The sequence below is a fragment of the Pseudoalteromonas sp. T1lg65 genome (genome assembly GCF_051930985.1).
Classification (GTDB): domain Bacteria; phylum Pseudomonadota; class Gammaproteobacteria; order Enterobacterales; family Alteromonadaceae; genus Pseudoalteromonas.
On sequence record NZ_CP196838.1, the window covers coordinates 565,856 to 582,319 of the forward strand.

The 16,464-nt window shown below is 40.9% G+C and carries 10 protein-coding genes; 5 read left to right on the top strand and 5 right to left on the bottom strand.

Features of this window, described 5'->3' with window-relative positions:
• Positions 1–165: 165 nt before the first annotated feature.
• Positions 166–2,886, top strand: a complete 2,721-nt coding sequence (locus tag ACSLBF_RS19630; protein WP_440056322.1) for an ATP-binding protein — start codon at positions 166–168, stop codon at positions 2,884–2,886.
• Entirely contained in the window at positions 2,879–3,232 is a 354-nt protein-coding gene (locus ACSLBF_RS19635; RefSeq protein ID WP_440056323.1) for an Hpt domain-containing protein, read from the top strand. The genes ACSLBF_RS19630 and ACSLBF_RS19635 overlap by 8 nt, the downstream gene beginning before the upstream one ends.
• Before the next feature lie 40 nt (positions 3,233–3,272).
• On the opposite strand, the gene ACSLBF_RS19640 is transcribed toward ACSLBF_RS19635, so the two are convergent.
• Complete coding sequence (locus ACSLBF_RS19640) at positions 3,273–5,432, bottom strand: M3 family metallopeptidase (protein WP_440056324.1); 2,160 nt, start codon at positions 5,430–5,432, stop codon at positions 3,273–3,275.
• A 410-nt stretch (positions 5,433–5,842) separates the two neighbouring features.
• Here ACSLBF_RS19640 and ACSLBF_RS19645 point away from each other — a divergent pair, with 410 nt between their 5' ends.
• A complete protein-coding gene (locus tag ACSLBF_RS19645) occupies positions 5,843–6,418 on the top strand; it encodes a DJ-1/PfpI family protein (RefSeq protein ID WP_440056325.1) in 576 nt (191 codons plus the stop codon).
• Positions 6,419–6,449: 31 nt separating this feature from the next.
• Here ACSLBF_RS19645 and ACSLBF_RS19650 read toward each other — a convergent pair whose 3' ends face one another.
• Positions 6,450–9,827: an ATP-binding protein gene (locus ACSLBF_RS19650; RefSeq protein WP_440056327.1), complete on the bottom strand. Its 3,378-nt coding sequence runs from the start codon at positions 9,825–9,827 to the stop codon at positions 6,450–6,452.
• A 275-nt stretch (positions 9,828–10,102) separates the two neighbouring features.
• On the opposite strand from ACSLBF_RS19650, the gene ACSLBF_RS19655 reads away from it, so the two are divergent.
• Both ACSLBF_RS19655 and ACSLBF_RS19660 read left to right on the top strand, forming a co-directional pair.
• Positions 10,103–10,612, top strand: a complete 510-nt coding sequence (locus ACSLBF_RS19655; RefSeq protein WP_440056328.1) for a DUF2141 domain-containing protein — start codon at positions 10,103–10,105, stop codon at positions 10,610–10,612.
• Between the two features lie 363 nt (positions 10,613–10,975).
• Positions 10,976–12,955 carry a S41 family peptidase gene (locus ACSLBF_RS19660; RefSeq protein ID WP_440056329.1) on the top strand — a complete coding sequence of 660 codons (1,980 nt, stop codon included), beginning with the start codon at positions 10,976–10,978 and terminating at the stop codon, positions 12,953–12,955.
• Positions 12,956–13,080: 125 nt separating this feature from the next.
• Here ACSLBF_RS19660 and ACSLBF_RS19665 read toward each other — a convergent pair whose 3' ends face one another.
• From ACSLBF_RS19665 to ACSLBF_RS19675, 3 genes are all read right to left on the bottom strand, one after another.
• Positions 13,081–13,431: a hypothetical protein gene (locus ACSLBF_RS19665; RefSeq protein WP_440056330.1), complete on the bottom strand. Its 351-nt coding sequence runs from the start codon at positions 13,429–13,431 to the stop codon at positions 13,081–13,083.
• Positions 13,432–13,539: 108 nt separating this feature from the next.
• The gene (locus tag ACSLBF_RS19670) at positions 13,540–14,109 is read right to left on the bottom strand and encodes a uracil-DNA glycosylase family protein (RefSeq protein ID WP_440056331.1); all 570 of its coding nucleotides are present in this window, start codon (positions 14,107–14,109) and stop codon (positions 13,540–13,542) included.
• Between the two features lie 653 nt (positions 14,110–14,762).
• A complete protein-coding gene (locus tag ACSLBF_RS19675) occupies positions 14,763–16,433 on the bottom strand; it encodes a hypothetical protein (RefSeq protein ID WP_440056332.1) in 1,671 nt (556 codons plus the stop codon).
• Between the last annotated feature and the right edge of the window lie 31 nt (positions 16,434–16,464).

Below are 16,464 nucleotides of genomic sequence, written 5' to 3' on the forward strand. Positions count from 1 at the left end.
GTGTACAAAAAGAAACCAACCATAATTAAAACAATATGTTATGGATTTTTTTAACAGTGACGAAAGATTACAATTTCTGTAGCTCTTAATCCTAGAGACAGGTTTTTCGTCCATATTAAGCAGTTGCTGCTATATTTTTTGTAATGACTTCTCTGGAGTTTCACTATGACCGATGCTGTGTATGAAGCGATGCCCGTGTTAGCAGTCGATAAAGAATGGAACATCGTTTCTGCAAGCCCAAAAGTTGAGTCTCTATTTCGTTGGAAAGCCCCTCTGATAGGTTTGAATTTAGAAGATCTCTTTGTGTTTCCAACCTGCCTAGATGATCAATTTTTTGCCGTGCGTGACGGCACAGTAATCCAAGTGTCACTTCATCATTTTCCTGACAACAGATACAACTTATCACTTTATAAAGCTCAAGCGGGCTATGCAGTTCAAGTAACTGAATTATCTAACTTTTACTGTCAAAGTTCTCTTGAAGATGAGCAAACAAGAATACTTCGCCATGCGGTCGATAGTGCGAATCTGGGTGTATGGTGTTATGACTTGGGCAACAAAGTAGCTTATTTCTCCCCCAAATTTAAAACCTTGTTAGGGCTGAATGCATCGGATGAATTAGATTGGGAAGCATTAATCAAGATGTTACACCCAGATGATCAAAGTCTGTTCGCTGAGTTACTGGCACACCATATCGAGCAAGGGTTAATGATCCAGTGCGAATTTAGAGTGATAGTCCGAGGAGTATGTCGCTGGTTTGAATTTAAGGGCGAACAAGTTAAATACTGTGTGCGCTCGCGAAGTATCTATGGAATTTTAGCGGACTGTACTTACGAAAAAGATATGTTAATTGCACTTCACGATGCAGAAGAAAGTAAAGAGCTCGCGATGCAAGCTGGGATCATTGGTACGTGGAGAGGTACCAATATTTCAGGTAGGTGGATATGGAGCTGGGATAGTCAAGCTAACGAAATCTTTAAACTAGATCTCGAAGATATAGGGAACTTACAGCGCTGGAAGGACTTACTTCATCCCGCTGATAAAGAGCGCGTAATTACTGCGTTGGAGCACTCTATTAGCAATGGTAGTGGGTTTGAACAAAGATATAGATGTTTAGTAAACAACGATGTGATATACGTCTACGCAAAGGCAATTGTTGGCCTCGATAATACGGGAAAGCCTTGCAGAATAGACGGCGTAGTCATTGAGCAAACCGACATTTATATTGCGCAAAAAAAACTGCAACATATCAATCAGGAGTTAGAACAACGCGTCAAAGAACGTACTGCCGATTTAGAAGCCGCAATAGAAGCGGCTGAGCGGGCAAGCCGAACCAAATCTGATTTTCTTTCGATGATGAGCCATGAATTACGTACGCCAATGAATGGCATCATCGGCGCTTTAGATCTTCTTACCCTTTCTGATTTATCTGACGAAGACCAAGAGCTCATCGAGACAGCGTCCATTTCTGCTAACAACCTAGTTGCCATCCTCAATGAAATCTTAGATTTGGCTAAAGTGGAACAAGGCAAAATGGAGCTGGAAAGTTACCTGTTCAACCCTTCAAATATGCTTCATAACATCGTTAAAACTTTTGAAGCACAGGCTAGAGAAAAAGGTATTAAGTTAGAGATTTTAGAATCTCCAGATATTCCTATTGAAGTAAGTGGTGACGAAAAACGCATTCGACAAATCATTTTCAACATCATTAGCAATGCAATCAAATTTAGTGTTTCTGGTCGTGAAGGTGGGCCAGTAGTAAAGATTAATGTAGATTGGAAATCAGATGGCATTGCACTATCTCATATCACCTATCGAATAGAAGATAACGGCATTGGCATCACCAACGCTGTACAAAAGAAACTATTTTCCCCATTCACCCAAGCTGAACCCTCTACTAACCGAAAATTTGGTGGCACCGGACTCGGGCTGGCAATTTGTGGCAAGCTCGTTGATTTAATGGGAGGAAAAATATCTCTGGATAGTCAATATGGCTGTGGTACCACTTTTGAAATCGACATTCCTATCTGGAAGCGAGATCAAGTTGAAGCACCTACACCAATTCATCAACGAATAATCTGGTTTAGCGACGAAGATTGGCATAAAGAACCATTAATAGAACAGATTTATTTAGGGTGTAATAAATACAGCGATGAAATACTTGAGCATGATGCTGCTCAAGAGAATACTCAAGATGCTATAGCCGTTGCTGTTTGTCTGACGTCATTAGCGCCAGCTATTGCAGCTCGAAAATTAGCGATTCCGACACTGATTTTTTGCTCGCTACCACTGCTCGACAGCGCTAAAAGTCAGCTTAATGGCACTCGCATCAAATTGGTAATGGGACAGACCCACAGTTCTATCGCTTCGAACCTGACCAAACTCGCGACTAAGTTGGCAAATCAAGATGATGAATTTGCTGCGCTGGAACTGAGCGGTCTAGAGGAGCTGCTGAGTCCAACGGCTAGTCACTGTTTACCTCAAGAATCTAGCAGAACATCCAAGTGCCAAATTCTACTTGCGGAAGATAATCCCTTTAATCAAAAGCTGTTAGTAAAACAACTTAAAAAGCTAGAGTTATGTTGTGACGTCGCCAGTGACGGTAAGCAAGCTCTTGAAATGTTGTTCAAGAAGAAGTACCGGTTACTGCTTACAGATTGCCATATGCCAGAAATGAACGGCTATGAGCTCACCAAACAGATACGCGTAAGAGAAAAGCTAGACAAACTAGACCCTATTCCAATTATCGCCGTAACGGGGGCTGCGATGAAGGGTGAACGGGAGTACTGCTTGTCATGTGGTATGAATGATTTTGTTAGTAAGCCACTGAGATTAAAAGAGCTGAAAGAAACTTTAAGCAAATGGCTTGTACAGAGGCAAAATGACTAAACAAACTTTAAACCAACAGGTGATTATCGACTTAATTGGTGATGATCCAGATTCCGCAAAACAGTTTTACAGAGACTTTTTAGTACAAGCCAAAAGCTCTTTCGATAAATTGCGTGACTACTGCAAGACGGCTCAGTACCAGAGTTTAAAAGATGAAGCGCATTATTTGAAAACCTCAGCCAAAGCAATTGGAGCTGAAATTCTTGCTGAGCAGCTGCAGTCATTGGAAGAGGCAGCACTTAACAACGACAAAGATGCGTGTATCGCTTGTGTCAAAGCGATACACTATGAACTTGGTAATGAGTTAACCAATGCACTTAAGCCGATTCTGCTGGCAGGTAAATAGGGCCTGCAATCAGGCACCTATTTACTTAACTTAATTGGCATTAGTTGCTCACAGGGAAGCCTCTATCACGCATTAACGCTTCTACCTTCGCATCTCGACCTCTAAACTGGCGATAAGCATCAGCAGGGTCCATTGCATTTCTCACCGAGAACAAATAGTCAACTAAGCGTTTGGCCACGTCCTTATCATAAAAACCACCAGGCGATTGTGCGAAAGCCTCAGCGGCATCTGATGTCAATACTTCAGCCCATAGATAACCATAGTACCCAGAAGAATAGCCTTCTCCGGAGAACACATGTCCAAAATGAGTTGTGCGGTGACGCATCACTATCTCTTCAGGCATACCCAGCGCCTTCAGCTGAGTTTTTTCAAACTCTACAGGATCACCAATTTTCATAGGATCTGTAGTGTGGAACAGCATATCCATGATTGCAGAAGCCAGATATTCGGTGGTCGAGAAACCTTGATTGAAGGTTGCCGATGCTTTGATTTTATCAACCAAAGATTTCGGCATGGGTTTACCCGTCTTATAGTGAACTAGATACTGATTAATGACTTCTTCAGTAGATAACCAACGTTCCAGTAACTGCGATTGAAATTCAGTATAATCACGCACCCCCGAGTTTGAGCTTGGATACTTCACTTTAGAAGAAAGTGAGTGGAGCGCATGACCAAATTCATGGAAATAGGTTTCTGCATCATCCCACGAGATAAGCGTAGGTTGACCTTCTGGTGCTTTAACAAAGTTGGAGTTATTTGAACTTAAAACATTCGTTTTACCATCAAAAGTGGTATGGCTACGGTAAGATGTTGCCCATGCTCCAGAGCGCTTCCCTTTACGAGCAAATGGATCGAGATACCACAAACCAATATTTTCACCACTGGTTTTGTCAGTTACTTCCCACACGCTCACATCAGGGTGAAAGACAGGCACAGATCCCGCTGGCACGGGAGAGAACTCGAAATTAAACAACCGACCCGCTACATAAAACATCGCCTCACGAAGTTTATCTAGCTGTAGATACGCCTTTACCTCATTTGAATCAAGGTCATATTTAGCCTTACGCACTTTTTCCGCATAAAAACGGTAGTCCCACGGCTTAATCTTGATATTCGCCCCTTGGGCATCCGCTATCGCTTGCATATCAGCAACTTCTTCTTTTACACGAGCAATCGCTGCCGGCCATACTTGCTTCATTAGCGCCATGGCATTTTCTGGCTTTTTCGCCATACGGTCTTCCAAACGCCATGCCGCATAGTTCTCGTAGCCTAGTAGACTTACACGCTCATGACGCAGCTTTAGTATTTCCTTAATAATATCTTTATTATCATGCTGACCGTTGTTATTACCCCGATTATAATAATTGCTCCAGACCTTTTTTCTTAATTCTCGCTCAGTTGAGTAAGTTAAAAATGGATCCATCGAAGAACGAGAGTTAGTAACAGCGTACATCCCTTCTTTGCCTCTAGCTTTTGCAGCAGCTGCTGCAGAAGCAACAAAAGACTCAGGCAAACCAGAAAGTTGTTCAGCGGTTAAATAAACGACGTAGTTTTCTTCATCTGCGAGTACATTGTTACCAAAGTCGGTGTGTAATTTCGCCAACGCCAAATTAATGTCTGCATAACGTTGTGCTTGTTCGCCTTTCAATGTTGCGCCATTACGCGTAAAACCATTGTAGCGGGTCCAAGTAATGCGCTGTTCTTCAGGTGTTAGCGAGTTATACTCATCACTTTCATAAACAGCCTTTACACGACTAAATAGCGCTTCATTTTGGGTGATTTGGGTTGAATATTTCGAAAATTTTGGAACCAAGCGGCTCTGAATCTCTCTAAACTCGGCACTGGATACATTTGAGCTCCAGATACCATAGTAAGCGAATAATCTATCAAGCACCTTTCCTGACTTTTCTAACGCTACGATAGTATTTTCGAACGTTGGCTTCGCCGGATTATTAGCGATATTTTCAATTTCTCGCAAGTGTTCTGCCATGCCAGTATCCAAAGCAGGTTCTAAATCCTTTAAATTCATTTTATCGAATTGCGGAACCCCTTGATAAGGGCCTTGAAAAGGTTGTAGTAAAATATTGTCATGTTGCACCGTTTCAACACTTGTGACATTTTGTTTTTGTTCCGTGCTGGTACAACCGCTCAGTGATAAACATATAGCAGCACTCAATATTGCGAGAGAAGTTTTAAACATTAGAGTTACCTTCAAATATTATTGTCACCGAAATATGACAATTACAATCTCAAATCGCAACGTATTTGCGGGTAATTCATTAATAATCGCGATATTTTTGTCATTTATGCCGTGTTTAGTCGTTGCATGCTCTCGGCGACATTTTTATCAGCGCTATCGGTATTAGCAAGATGAAACAACATACTTTTTGCGATCAAATATGACGATAGTGCAAGCAAGCGCAAGACGATACGCAAAACATTAAGAAGCTCCACTTGCTGCCATTCATGTTTAGTGCATTTCGGCTGGGTGTAACTGTGTTACCTAAAAACACAACGCACATCTGATTTATCGATTAATTTGCACAGCAAACTTGAAAAATGACCAGAAATCATCCAAGTTAGTAAAAAAGTGATCCTTGGTGAAATGCAATGGAAGTTGGGATTTTTATCTACGACGGCGCTGAATGTTTAGATTTTTGTGGCCCATTCGAAGTGTTCAATACCGCGAAACGTTTTGTCGAAACGCCGGTAAATATAAGCTTTATAGCTCCCAGCCATACACCCGTAACATCTCGAGGCGGGATGAGTGTAAACCCCCATTACAGCATTTATTCCCACCCAAAATTTGATTTACTAATTGTCGTTGGCGGACTGCACCATAATATTTGTGCTGATATAAACGTACTAAACTGGCTTGCTGAAACTGCTAACCACACATCACAATGCGCCTCGGTTTGTACTGGTGTTTTCATATTTGCTGAAGCCGGGTTGATCGATGGCAAACGTGTGACCACTCATTGGCAAGATATTGATGATCTCAAAGAACAGTATCCAACTCTGGACGTTATTGAAGATGTTCGCTTTGTGATGGATCAAAATTTTACCAGCTCGGCAGGTGTTTCGGCTGGCATCGATATGAGCCTTGCGTTAGTCCAAAAGCGCTTTGGTCATGCTATAGCAAGAAAAACAGCAACCCAAATGGACTACGATTGGCCCAAAGAATAACGTTCTAACATTAAGCTATCGAACGCCTCAGTTATTTATTTTCGGGTGGTATGGTGTTAACCGTTTTGCATCTTCCTTCAACTGTAAATACGACTTGTCCATATTCCGTTTGAATTTGTGCTAGTGTTTCGTCATAAATTGCAGGCTCACATTGCTTAGCTGCTCGTTCCAATTTAGCGAGATATTCAGCTAAATAATCAGCACCAATATCAACTGCTTGCCCCTTAAAGGCATGACTCAGTTGTGCTATTTTAGCATGACTGCGCGCTGTAATTGCTTCATTCAGTTCTTCTAGAAAGCATTCACCATGCTGCAAAAACAGTTCGTAAACTTCAATTAACAATAACTCATCATCCATAAGTCTTTTCAAGGATGCCGCCTCGTTTACGTGAAGTTTGTTATCATCATGCTGTTCTGAGACAGAACGTTCAGCGAGTTCCGTTGAAGTTGATAATAAAACGGACAGTAGTTGTGCTGGTACGATTGGCTTTGACACAAAGCCATCCATTCCAGATGAGAAGCAGCGCTCTTTTTCACCAGCCATTGCACTTGCAGTCATGGCGATAATCGGTATTTGAGAATAAATATCTCCCCCATGGCCTTGGCGAATCGCTCTTGTAGACTGGTAACCATCCATACCAGGCATATTACAATCCATCAGTACAGCATCCAGTTCTGTACCTTGATGCTCCAAAAGCAGTAGCTTATTAATCGCATCTTGACCGTCCACGGCAAAACTGACTTTTGCTCCATAACTTTCTAATATCCCCTTGGCAACAATACGATTGATTTGGTTATCATCGACAACTAAATAGTGTTTATCCGTCAGCTGTTTTTCAGCACAAACATTTGCAATGGGAAGGTTACTAAGGTTGGTTTGTAGCTTTTGAGCCTGCTTTTTATCAAATATCGCGATAAACTCAGCCAAGCGAAGCGGTAGTTTAAGTGACACAGTACCGTCTCTATCTGATACTTTATTGTTTTGTGTTAGCGTGATTTCCAGTTTCTTTTTATCTATCGATACGTTAGCACGGGTCGGCGTTGCTATTGAGTCTTCTGAGATCTGCTTAATATCGATGTCAGAGTCAGCTTGATTGGTCACTTGTCCTGACAACAGCCTTATTAGGGCACTAATATAGTCCTCAAGATGGCTGTCAAAACCAATAACACGTGCCGTCTTGCCTTCGAGAACAGGCGCAACAACCAAAGGCTTAGCCGTCTCTAATGCAAAAGGAAGCTCAAACCAAAACTTACTGCCCTGCCCTTTTTTACTATCAAAGTTAATTCTTCCCTGCATCTGCATCACCAATTGAGCACAAATGGACAAACCAAGACCCGTTCCGCCAAATTCATTTGCAATGCTCGCTGATTCTTGACTGAAAGCTTGAAACAACTTGCTGTGATTGTTTTCGTCAATTCCAATCCCGGAGTCAATTACCACCACTCTCAGCCACACTTGGTTATCTTTTTGGTATGAGCTTGCTTGAATGATAACGTGGCCTTGTTTTGTAAATTTGATAGCATTACTGACAAGGTTAAATATCAACTGTTTAACCCGAGATGCATCACCCACCAACTCAATGTGACCAAGCTTGGTTTGATCAACAAAGTAAACAAGGTTTTTCTCGGCCGCCTTAGTCACCATGGTCATCGCCACGTGCTCAATAACCGACAGCGGGTTAAATGCTTCAAGATCTATTTCCAACTTACCCGCTTCGATTTTTGATAAGTCCAATACATCATTAATCAAAGCCAATAGTGCTGAAGAACTAGTATCCATAACTTCAAGATACTTTGCCTGAACGTCATTCATCGGTTGCTTTTGTAATAGATTCAATGCACCTAAGATGCCATTTAGAGGTGTTCGCATTTCATGGCTAATGGTTGAGATAAAAGCACTTTTGACTTGTGACGCTTTCGCGGCTTTATCTCTGGCAAGAACGAGCTCTTTTGTTCGCTGCTCAACTTGTGCTTCTAATTCATTTTTCGCGCTAAGCACCTGTTGTTCTGCTTCTTTTCGGTTTGTCGCATCTTCGACAAACAGCGCAACCCCGACTAATTCATTGCGACTACCATAGATAGGAGAAACCCGAAATTCCGCCCAAATTTTGCCAATAGGTGTTTCTAGTTCACTTTCTAAGGGGTGAATACTTTGCGCTGATCCTAGCTTCTCAATACATGATGCCAAATACTCATAAGGTAAACTTGTGAATTTTGACGCATGTTTGCCTAAGTTTCTCTCCCCAACCCATGCAAAAAAACGCCTTGATGACTCATTGAAGCTCGTCAACTCTCCAGAAATCGCAAATCCTATTACTGCGTCTGCGGCACCATCTAAAATCGCCTTAAACTCCGCTTTAGTAGCATCTAAAGCCTGTAATCCCTTGGCATATTTCCAAAAAGCATAAATAACGAGTGAAAAAACTAGGACGGTGAACAATAACAACAAATAGGTTGAAAGTCGTTTTTCATTCAGCATCTCTGTGTAATGGCTTAGCGGTAAGTAATTCACTATTGTGGTATCAGAATTGGCCAAATCGGAGTCATACAGCTTTGTAAAAATAGCGATAAATCGAGTGCCAGTAGTTCGTTCCGTCAGCAAAATGAGTCTATTTGACCATGGCGATGTACTGAACACATCTTCGAAATGAATTTCGGGCTTAAGATCTGCGGTAAATCTAAATTCCTGTTTGGGGTGATAAATAAAGCGCTGCGCGGCGTCGAGTATCATAAACTCTTTACCTACAGAACCTTGAAGCGCCATGCTTTCAACCATATTTTGTGCATTCGCATTGATGACCAATACAAAAAACAGCTCGTTATTTTCATCGAAAACCGGTGTCGAAAAACGCTTGGTTGGTTGGATTGGTATAGTTATCTTGCCAAACTCTCGATTAAGATTAATCGGACCGGAATAGATGCTTCGTTCTGGTATCTGGATAGCTTTGTGCCAATACGGATAGGCTGATTTATCCTGTAACTTACGTTCGCTTTCAATAATTACCTGCTCTAGATTGCGATATACCTTAACCATCTCTAGGCCCGATTTTGCATCGATTAGACGAAGTTGGTTGAGGCTTCCATTCGAATAGAGCAAAGAACGGAAGATAACAGCGAGACGTTCTTTCCAAATACGCGTTTCCGTGCCATCTTTTGGATCAACTCCATCATTATTGAGCGCTCTTGCAATGCCTTGAATTGGTGGCGTATTTACTAAAAAATAGAGAAACCTAATATTATCATCCACAGCCTTTTTATAAGCATTTTGTTGGGATAGGCTTGCTTGCTCTAAGCTATCTGAAATAGTCTTATTGAGAGATTCTTTAATCGACAACTCAAAAAATAAAATTGCACTGCCCAACGTTAACACTAGCGCGAATATGCCAAACTTGGCTTTAGATAAAAGCACCTTCTCTCCTTGCTTATCGCGTGTATGACTCTATTTGCTTGATAGAACTGACCAACTTAAATTTAGTCAAGGAATGTAAATTCAGATAGTTTTTAGCGCTGAAAAAGTCCGTTATACCGACTCAGTGATAGGCGAACGATAATTCTTAACATTTTTTAACAACAAAGTCGTCTAACTGTGTCAATCTAGGGAGCGGATCGTCAAACTGTAGTTTATTTCTGTAATAAATATTGACTACTAAGTTCCACTAACCGCTCTCAGTTTAAGGAGACAAAATGAGATCTGTAATTACTTTTGTAATGCTACTATTTTTAGTGGCGTGTCAGTCGACAAGTCCAATAAGTGTCAACTCAATGCCAGGAAAACCAACCAGTCTTACGGTGGAAATTTCTTCAGTTGAGAACACAGATGGCCAAATTTTGGTTTTGCTATTTGACAACAGCGAAGACTATGCCAGTGATAAAAACATCAATGCTGCTGATGCACACTTTTTCAAAACTTTGATTGTCAAACCGGAAGTGCCAGTTACGACAGCGGTTTTTGAACAAATTCCTGCTGGACAATATGCAATTCATGTTATTCATGATCGAGATAGTGATGGGGGAATGGACAGAATGCTCTTTCCTTTCACAGGCATGCCCAGCGAACCCTATGCTATTTCAAACAACGTCTATAACAATTTTTCCAAAGCTAGTTTTAAAGATGCACTGTTCCAAGTAAATGCACCAGCAACCAAAATTTCTCTCGCGCTTTCCACACATTTATCTAAGATGACTGGTATGTAAGCAGTCACTCACTACCAGATAGCAAGTTTTGGTAGTGAGAATCCCCAAATTAGCAACAAAAAAGAAATCCGACGATTTCACAATCTCCCCATAAAAAGTAAATAAAACAGACATACCACTACGAAAAACAACATTTACCAATCAAAAAAAAACACAATTACGAAAAAATAGACCAAAATAAAGTGACAAAAATAAATAATTAGCTAATTTTATTCATCCATCCCTTTTGGCAATAGTGAGCTGTTCGTTTGATACACGTTGTGAAGCGTAATTAAATAGTATTATTTTAGGTACTAAGTATTGATTTCGGGTAAATATAGAGTTACATATAACAAGATTATTACAATAAGAAAGGGCATACCCATGTTTAAAAAGACAGCGTTGACATCTTTACTTGCGCTAAGTTGCATCCCAGCGGCTCAAGCACAACTTAGTTTCCTACAGGACTCACGACAAGAACTAACTTTCCCAGATTATACCTATGAGCAAAAAGCGCTGGTTGCTGAGCAAGCTAAACTCATTTTAGATGGCTTGTATGTTCATAAGTACGCCAAAAATCTTTACTATGGCGTTTCTCCAACTGGGCATCTTGACCCTGTTAAAGAAATTAATACGCTAATTAACAAGATGGGTTCATTAAGCACTGAACAATTTCACAAAAAGATCCAAGCTATTTTCCTATCACAAAGAGATTTGCACTTAAACTACAATTACCCTGCACAACTGGCTAGATACTCTTCCTTCATTCCAATGGAGTTAGCTCAAACTACTGACAGTAATGGCAATAAAGAAGTAAGAGTAAGTGACGTTTGGAGTAACTTTGCCGTTCTGACACCCGACATAGCTAATGTGACTCTTGGTGACAAAGTCTTGTCATACGATGGTGTAGATATTAATACAGTAGTTAGAAACAATTATAACGCAGGAGCAGGAGCAAACCCTGATGGCGGCTTTGTCAGGGCATTAAAAACTCTGCACGAAAAAAGCCATGTAAGCATAGATGTTCCGGAAAAAGATGAAGTGACTATGGTGCTTGAATCTCACGAAACAGGTGAGCAGTATCAAATAACACTTCCTTGGTTAGTTTTTAATTTCGCACCTACCGCTGCTCAAAATCAGGCATCTGCGGTTTCTGCACAAATTCCTGAACACGCTTCGGCGCTGCTTAAAGACCTTAATTTCGACTCAGTAGATAATGCGCTAACGCAAAGTAATAACCTTTCATTAGAGCGACTGCAACAACTAGAGTCACTAGCTGATATTGACGATAATTTTGCGCTGGCTGCCAATAGCACGCCAGAACCAACGGTTACGTGGAACAAAGTTGAGGTTGATGGCAAAAAAGTGGGTTATCTAAGAATAGCGTCATTTTCGCCGAGAGCAGGCCGAAATACTGCAATTGGGTCGATTATCGATGCATTAGACCTTCATCTTGCAGACACAGACGCACTAGTTGTCGATGTTCGCGATAATCCTGGCGGTGATATCATTTATGCTGACTTCCTACTACAGCTATTTACTGCAAAACCTGTTACACCTTCTCACGCTCGCTTTACGAATACTGAGCTAAATCAAAATTTGTTAAATACAGGCCTAATGACTAGTCAATGGCAAGAAGTATTATCAGACGCTGCTGGCACAAATTCACAATACACCAAAATAACAAACTACTTGCCGAATTCTTACGCTAACGTACTCGGCCAAGCCTATTATAAGCCAGTAGGGGTATGGTCAAATGCCAAAACGTATTCTGCAGGCGATCTATTTACCTGCGGTATGCAAGATAACGGTATCGCCAAAGTTTATGGCCAGCATAAGCGTACAGGTGCAGGCGGCGCAAATGTCATGAATCATAATGTCTTCGTTCAAAACGTTGGCGCTCCGTTTGAAGCTCTTCCATACGGTCAGGGCATGCGAGTTTCATGGCGCCAGTCGGTACGTACAGGACATCATATCAACAGCTTAATCGAAGACTATGGCTGTGTTGCAGATCACGTCGTTAGTTATAACCTTGAAGATATTTTGAACGGTGATCAGGAAGACTTTACAACGATTGCTAGAAGCCTTCTTAAGCAGCGCACTAATCCTTCGAGTGTCAGCTTTAAGCAAGCTAAATTTGCTCCTACTGACGGTACTTTCACGCTAACCGTTAAAAACACAGAGCTTATCGATGTATACATTAACGACCAAAAAGTTGAACGACTAGCTGTTTATGCCTACGGCACTAAAGGAAAGGAAATCAACTACACGCTACCAGAAGGGTTGACCACAGGTAACATTAAGTTTGTAGGTATGGATGGTGGTAAAACGCCTCTTTGGAATAGTAAACGTTACTTTTTCTAATCCCCATATTTAACAATCATACTATCTAAATCACGTAGGTAGTTACTCAAGGCGAAGTGTTGAGTATCTACCTACTTTTGGCCTGTCGATAGCATGTGCTCTGATATTAATAGTCAAATTAGTAACTATATTCTTCTATTTCCGCTGATCAGCAACTCTTTACTCACTAAAAAGCCGCATATTGTCAACACAACCAGATAAATTCCATACATAGATATCGTGTATAACCAGTCATTTTGAGAAAATAACACGCTGAAGCGGGTTCCATCATTGACCAATAACACATTAGCAAGGGACAAAATACCTGCACAGCTAAAATAGATAGGTTTACCTAGGTGACTTGCGAACGCTGATAAAATCAACGAAAACAAGCTGAGGTAAAAACCGGCTACGGACAATGCGCCTGGCATTGAACTGGGATAAAAGGCGAATAGAGACAATACAATAGATGTTATACCGATGGCTCGTAGGATCATTATCATTCCTTGAAAATGTAAAAAAGTGTAGCCTGTAAGAACACGCAGAAGTATGCGGCATTAGCTAAGTTTAATCAACCGTTGAGCGAAATTAAAGTGGTCGCGCCATTAAAAATTTAACACTTCCTTTACACGAGTTTGTAAGCGAGGAAGTACATCGGTTTCAAACCACGTGTTTTTTCTAACCCAAAAATGATTTCTGGGGCTTGGGTGCGGAACACAAAGTAGTTGTTTCTGCGCACTTCCCTCGTTTCGTACCGCATGAGTTACTCCCTGATAATTAGGTAAATAGTAACGCTGAGCATATTGCCCCACTAGTAATGTCAGCTCAGCCATTTTGAGTTCTGCATTTAATCTGGCATGCCAATGCGGTGCACAACGTTTTAGTGGGGGTAGATCACCCGAGCTTCCCTTTCCTGGATAACAAAAGCTCATCGGCATGATGGCGAAATTAAGCGGGTTGTAAAATACTTCTTCAGAGACGCCCAACCAACCTCGTAAACGCTCTCCACTCGCATCACTAAACGGCTTAGAGTTGTCATGAGCCATCCGACCAGGAGCTTGACCTATAATAAGTATTTTTGCGTGTTTGTTTAACTGTACAACAGGATTAGGTGGTTTAGGGAGAGAGTCTTGGCACAGAGAGCAATTTTTCACTTCGGTAAAAATATTAGTCATCGTATTAAAGACTCCACTGTATTGACGCGTAAATTGAGATCAATATTATACCAACTCACGGTTATTGAGCGAGCTTCAACCACAAAGATGGTGACTATCAATTTCATTACTCTACTCAAACAAAATACAGATCAGAATTATACTAATAGTGCTTTCTTAAAAAGGGTTTTAGGCTTTAATAACCCTCTAATAATGCTCAGAGGAATATCAGAGAGTCCAACAATAACGATTAGTTATGGCGTGAGCGTGATACTAGATCAGATTTTGACTAACTGAATGATATAGAGATCACTATTTTACTAAGCTTTGTTACTCAACCCCCTAAAAGTCGATCGTTTTAAGCTTTCTATAAAAATTTCAATCGCTAATAAGTGTAAATATGAAGCAAAACTTATCAAAAATTGCTACTTGCCCAAATTAAGTTAGTAAAATAGCGATCTAAAACTGACTTTTCCTTGCAACTGGTTAGTAAAAATCTGATCTGAGAAAATTTAACTATTCGAGTTAGTAATTTCGTGATCTGTGATAACAATTATAGGTTTTAAGTTTGGCCTAAATTCGCGGGGAGTTAGTAAAAAAGTGATCTATCAATTGAAGGTTAGCCCTAAATGTAAATCGGTGCGGCCAATTAACTCAGCCGCATAGAAGAAAAGTTACGGCGCTTCTGTTGAGTTGGACCAATCCAACTGCATATCCCACACATAACGATGTTCAGGTGACAAAGGCTGCTGAGATTCATCAACTTGCTCTAGTACGTTCTTCGCTTTTACAAGAGTCGCATCTCTACCAAATAGGTAGCTTTGCTCTTTTACGATAGTAAAATACGCCTTATTTAGTGCCAACGCACGTTCTTTAGACGGCGTGATAAGCTCATATAAACTTTTAGCACGTTTTACTTTAGTTTGGTTAAGCGAGCCATCAGCATTGAACCAACGTTTTAACATTTCTTGATTTTGTCTAAATTCATCACCGCCGCCAACGCGCTCCATATAAGTTAAAAACTCCCCCTTTAACTCTCCTTTATTGGGTACATCTTTCATAGCCTTTAAGTTGATGTAGCCCCAACCAGCAGCGCCTTCAACTTTGCGCGCGAAAGAAAAAGTTTGGTCATAGGTAGAACCAACGGTTTTATGGCAACCGTTACAAAACGCAAGCTCTTGTTTATGTTGCGGACGTAAATTACCTTGCTTATCTTCGATATAGCCGTTGATAGTCCAACCAAAATTATTATTGATCCCCCGATCACCTAAATAGAGTGTTTGTGGTAAATTTTCAAACGACTTTTCTTTAGCTTCGCGATAGTAAGCCGAACCAAGTAACTGCTTGCTCTTGAACTTGTGCTTCTTCATATAACGCAATTCTTTCAAACGCGGGGCGTTATAGATCTCCCCATTTTCATCAACTCCAATATATCTCACCGTATGCAGAAATTCTGTTCCCTCAGGATACAGCTGATAAGCCAAAGCGGTACGATTAGCATCACCTACATAGGTATCCAATTTGGTTATGCGTTTTACAATAGAGAGTACGCCATCACCATTTAAATCTTGACCCACGTTGGCCTCGGATATTTCAGGAACTGAAATACTGTCAAGGTCCTTTACAGCCATTTCTACCAAGCTGAGATTGGTTAAGTAAACGTCCTTATTATAACGTCCGGTCCGGGTTTGAAAGGCTCTATCGAGTCTAATCATAACGTCGCCGGTCGAACCATTGGTTGGCCAGAAAGTACTAGGAAAAGGCTTATAATTGAAAGCTACCCAACCACTGCCATCTTTCGCAAAACCGAATTCGTCGAATGCCTTTTCAGGAAATGCTAGGTCGTTAAGCGGTGTAACTTCACCCGTCCAGTCTGAGTTCTGCTTCATTTTATTGATAAATGGCGTGTAATTGTCTTCCTCAACCCAGTTAGTAATATCTTGATCTGAAATCCCTTCAATTAATGTCGAACGATCTTTGAACAAGTTTTTCCAATGATTTTTAAAGCCCAAATCTGAAAACTCATAAGCACCTTGCAAACTAGCATCACGCATAATGTTGGGTCGTTTTTTGTCATCATATGATTGATGGCAGGCGTAGCAAGGGTTGTTTACACCGTCTGTTTTGGTGTAACACTGTGGTGGAATAACAGACTCTGGATTATAAACTTCGTTATGCTCCATATAGGCTATTGCTGGTATATTATTAGTTTCTTGATAAGGTGCTGTCGGCTGCGCCTGTGCAGATAAATGACCTAATGGCACGGCTTTTGTGGTTTGCTCATCATCACAACCTACTAATAAAAAACCTACTGAGACGACACATGACAAGCTCAGGTGTTTCATTTTTATGACTCCCATTTTTAAATAAAAAAAG

What these genes read in the sequence shown, in the direction of transcription:
- ACSLBF_RS19630 (WP_440056322.1), top strand. Translation starts at nt 166, where the DNA reads ATGACCGATGCTGTGTATGAAGCGATGCCCGTGTTAGCAGTCGATAAA.
- ACSLBF_RS19635 (WP_440056323.1), top strand. Translation starts at nt 2,879, where the DNA reads ATGACTAAACAAACTTTAAACCAACAGGTGATTATCGACTTAATTGGT.
- ACSLBF_RS19640 (WP_440056324.1), bottom strand. Translation starts at nt 5,432, where the DNA reads ATGTTTAAAACTTCTCTCGCAATATTGAGTGCTGCTATATGTTTATCA.
- ACSLBF_RS19645 (WP_440056325.1), top strand. Translation starts at nt 5,843, where the DNA reads ATGGAAGTTGGGATTTTTATCTACGACGGCGCTGAATGTTTAGATTTT.
- ACSLBF_RS19655 (WP_440056328.1), top strand. Translation starts at nt 10,103, where the DNA reads ATGAGATCTGTAATTACTTTTGTAATGCTACTATTTTTAGTGGCGTGT.
- ACSLBF_RS19660 (WP_440056329.1), top strand. Translation starts at nt 10,976, where the DNA reads ATGTTTAAAAAGACAGCGTTGACATCTTTACTTGCGCTAAGTTGCATC.
- ACSLBF_RS19665 (WP_440056330.1), bottom strand. Translation starts at nt 13,431, where the DNA reads ATGATCCTACGAGCCATCGGTATAACATCTATTGTATTGTCTCTATTC.
- ACSLBF_RS19670 (WP_440056331.1), bottom strand. Translation starts at nt 14,109, where the DNA reads ATGACTAATATTTTTACCGAAGTGAAAAATTGCTCTCTGTGCCAAGAC.
- ACSLBF_RS19675 (WP_440056332.1), bottom strand. Translation starts at nt 16,433, where the DNA reads ATGAAACACCTGAGCTTGTCATGTGTCGTCTCAGTAGGTTTTTTATTA.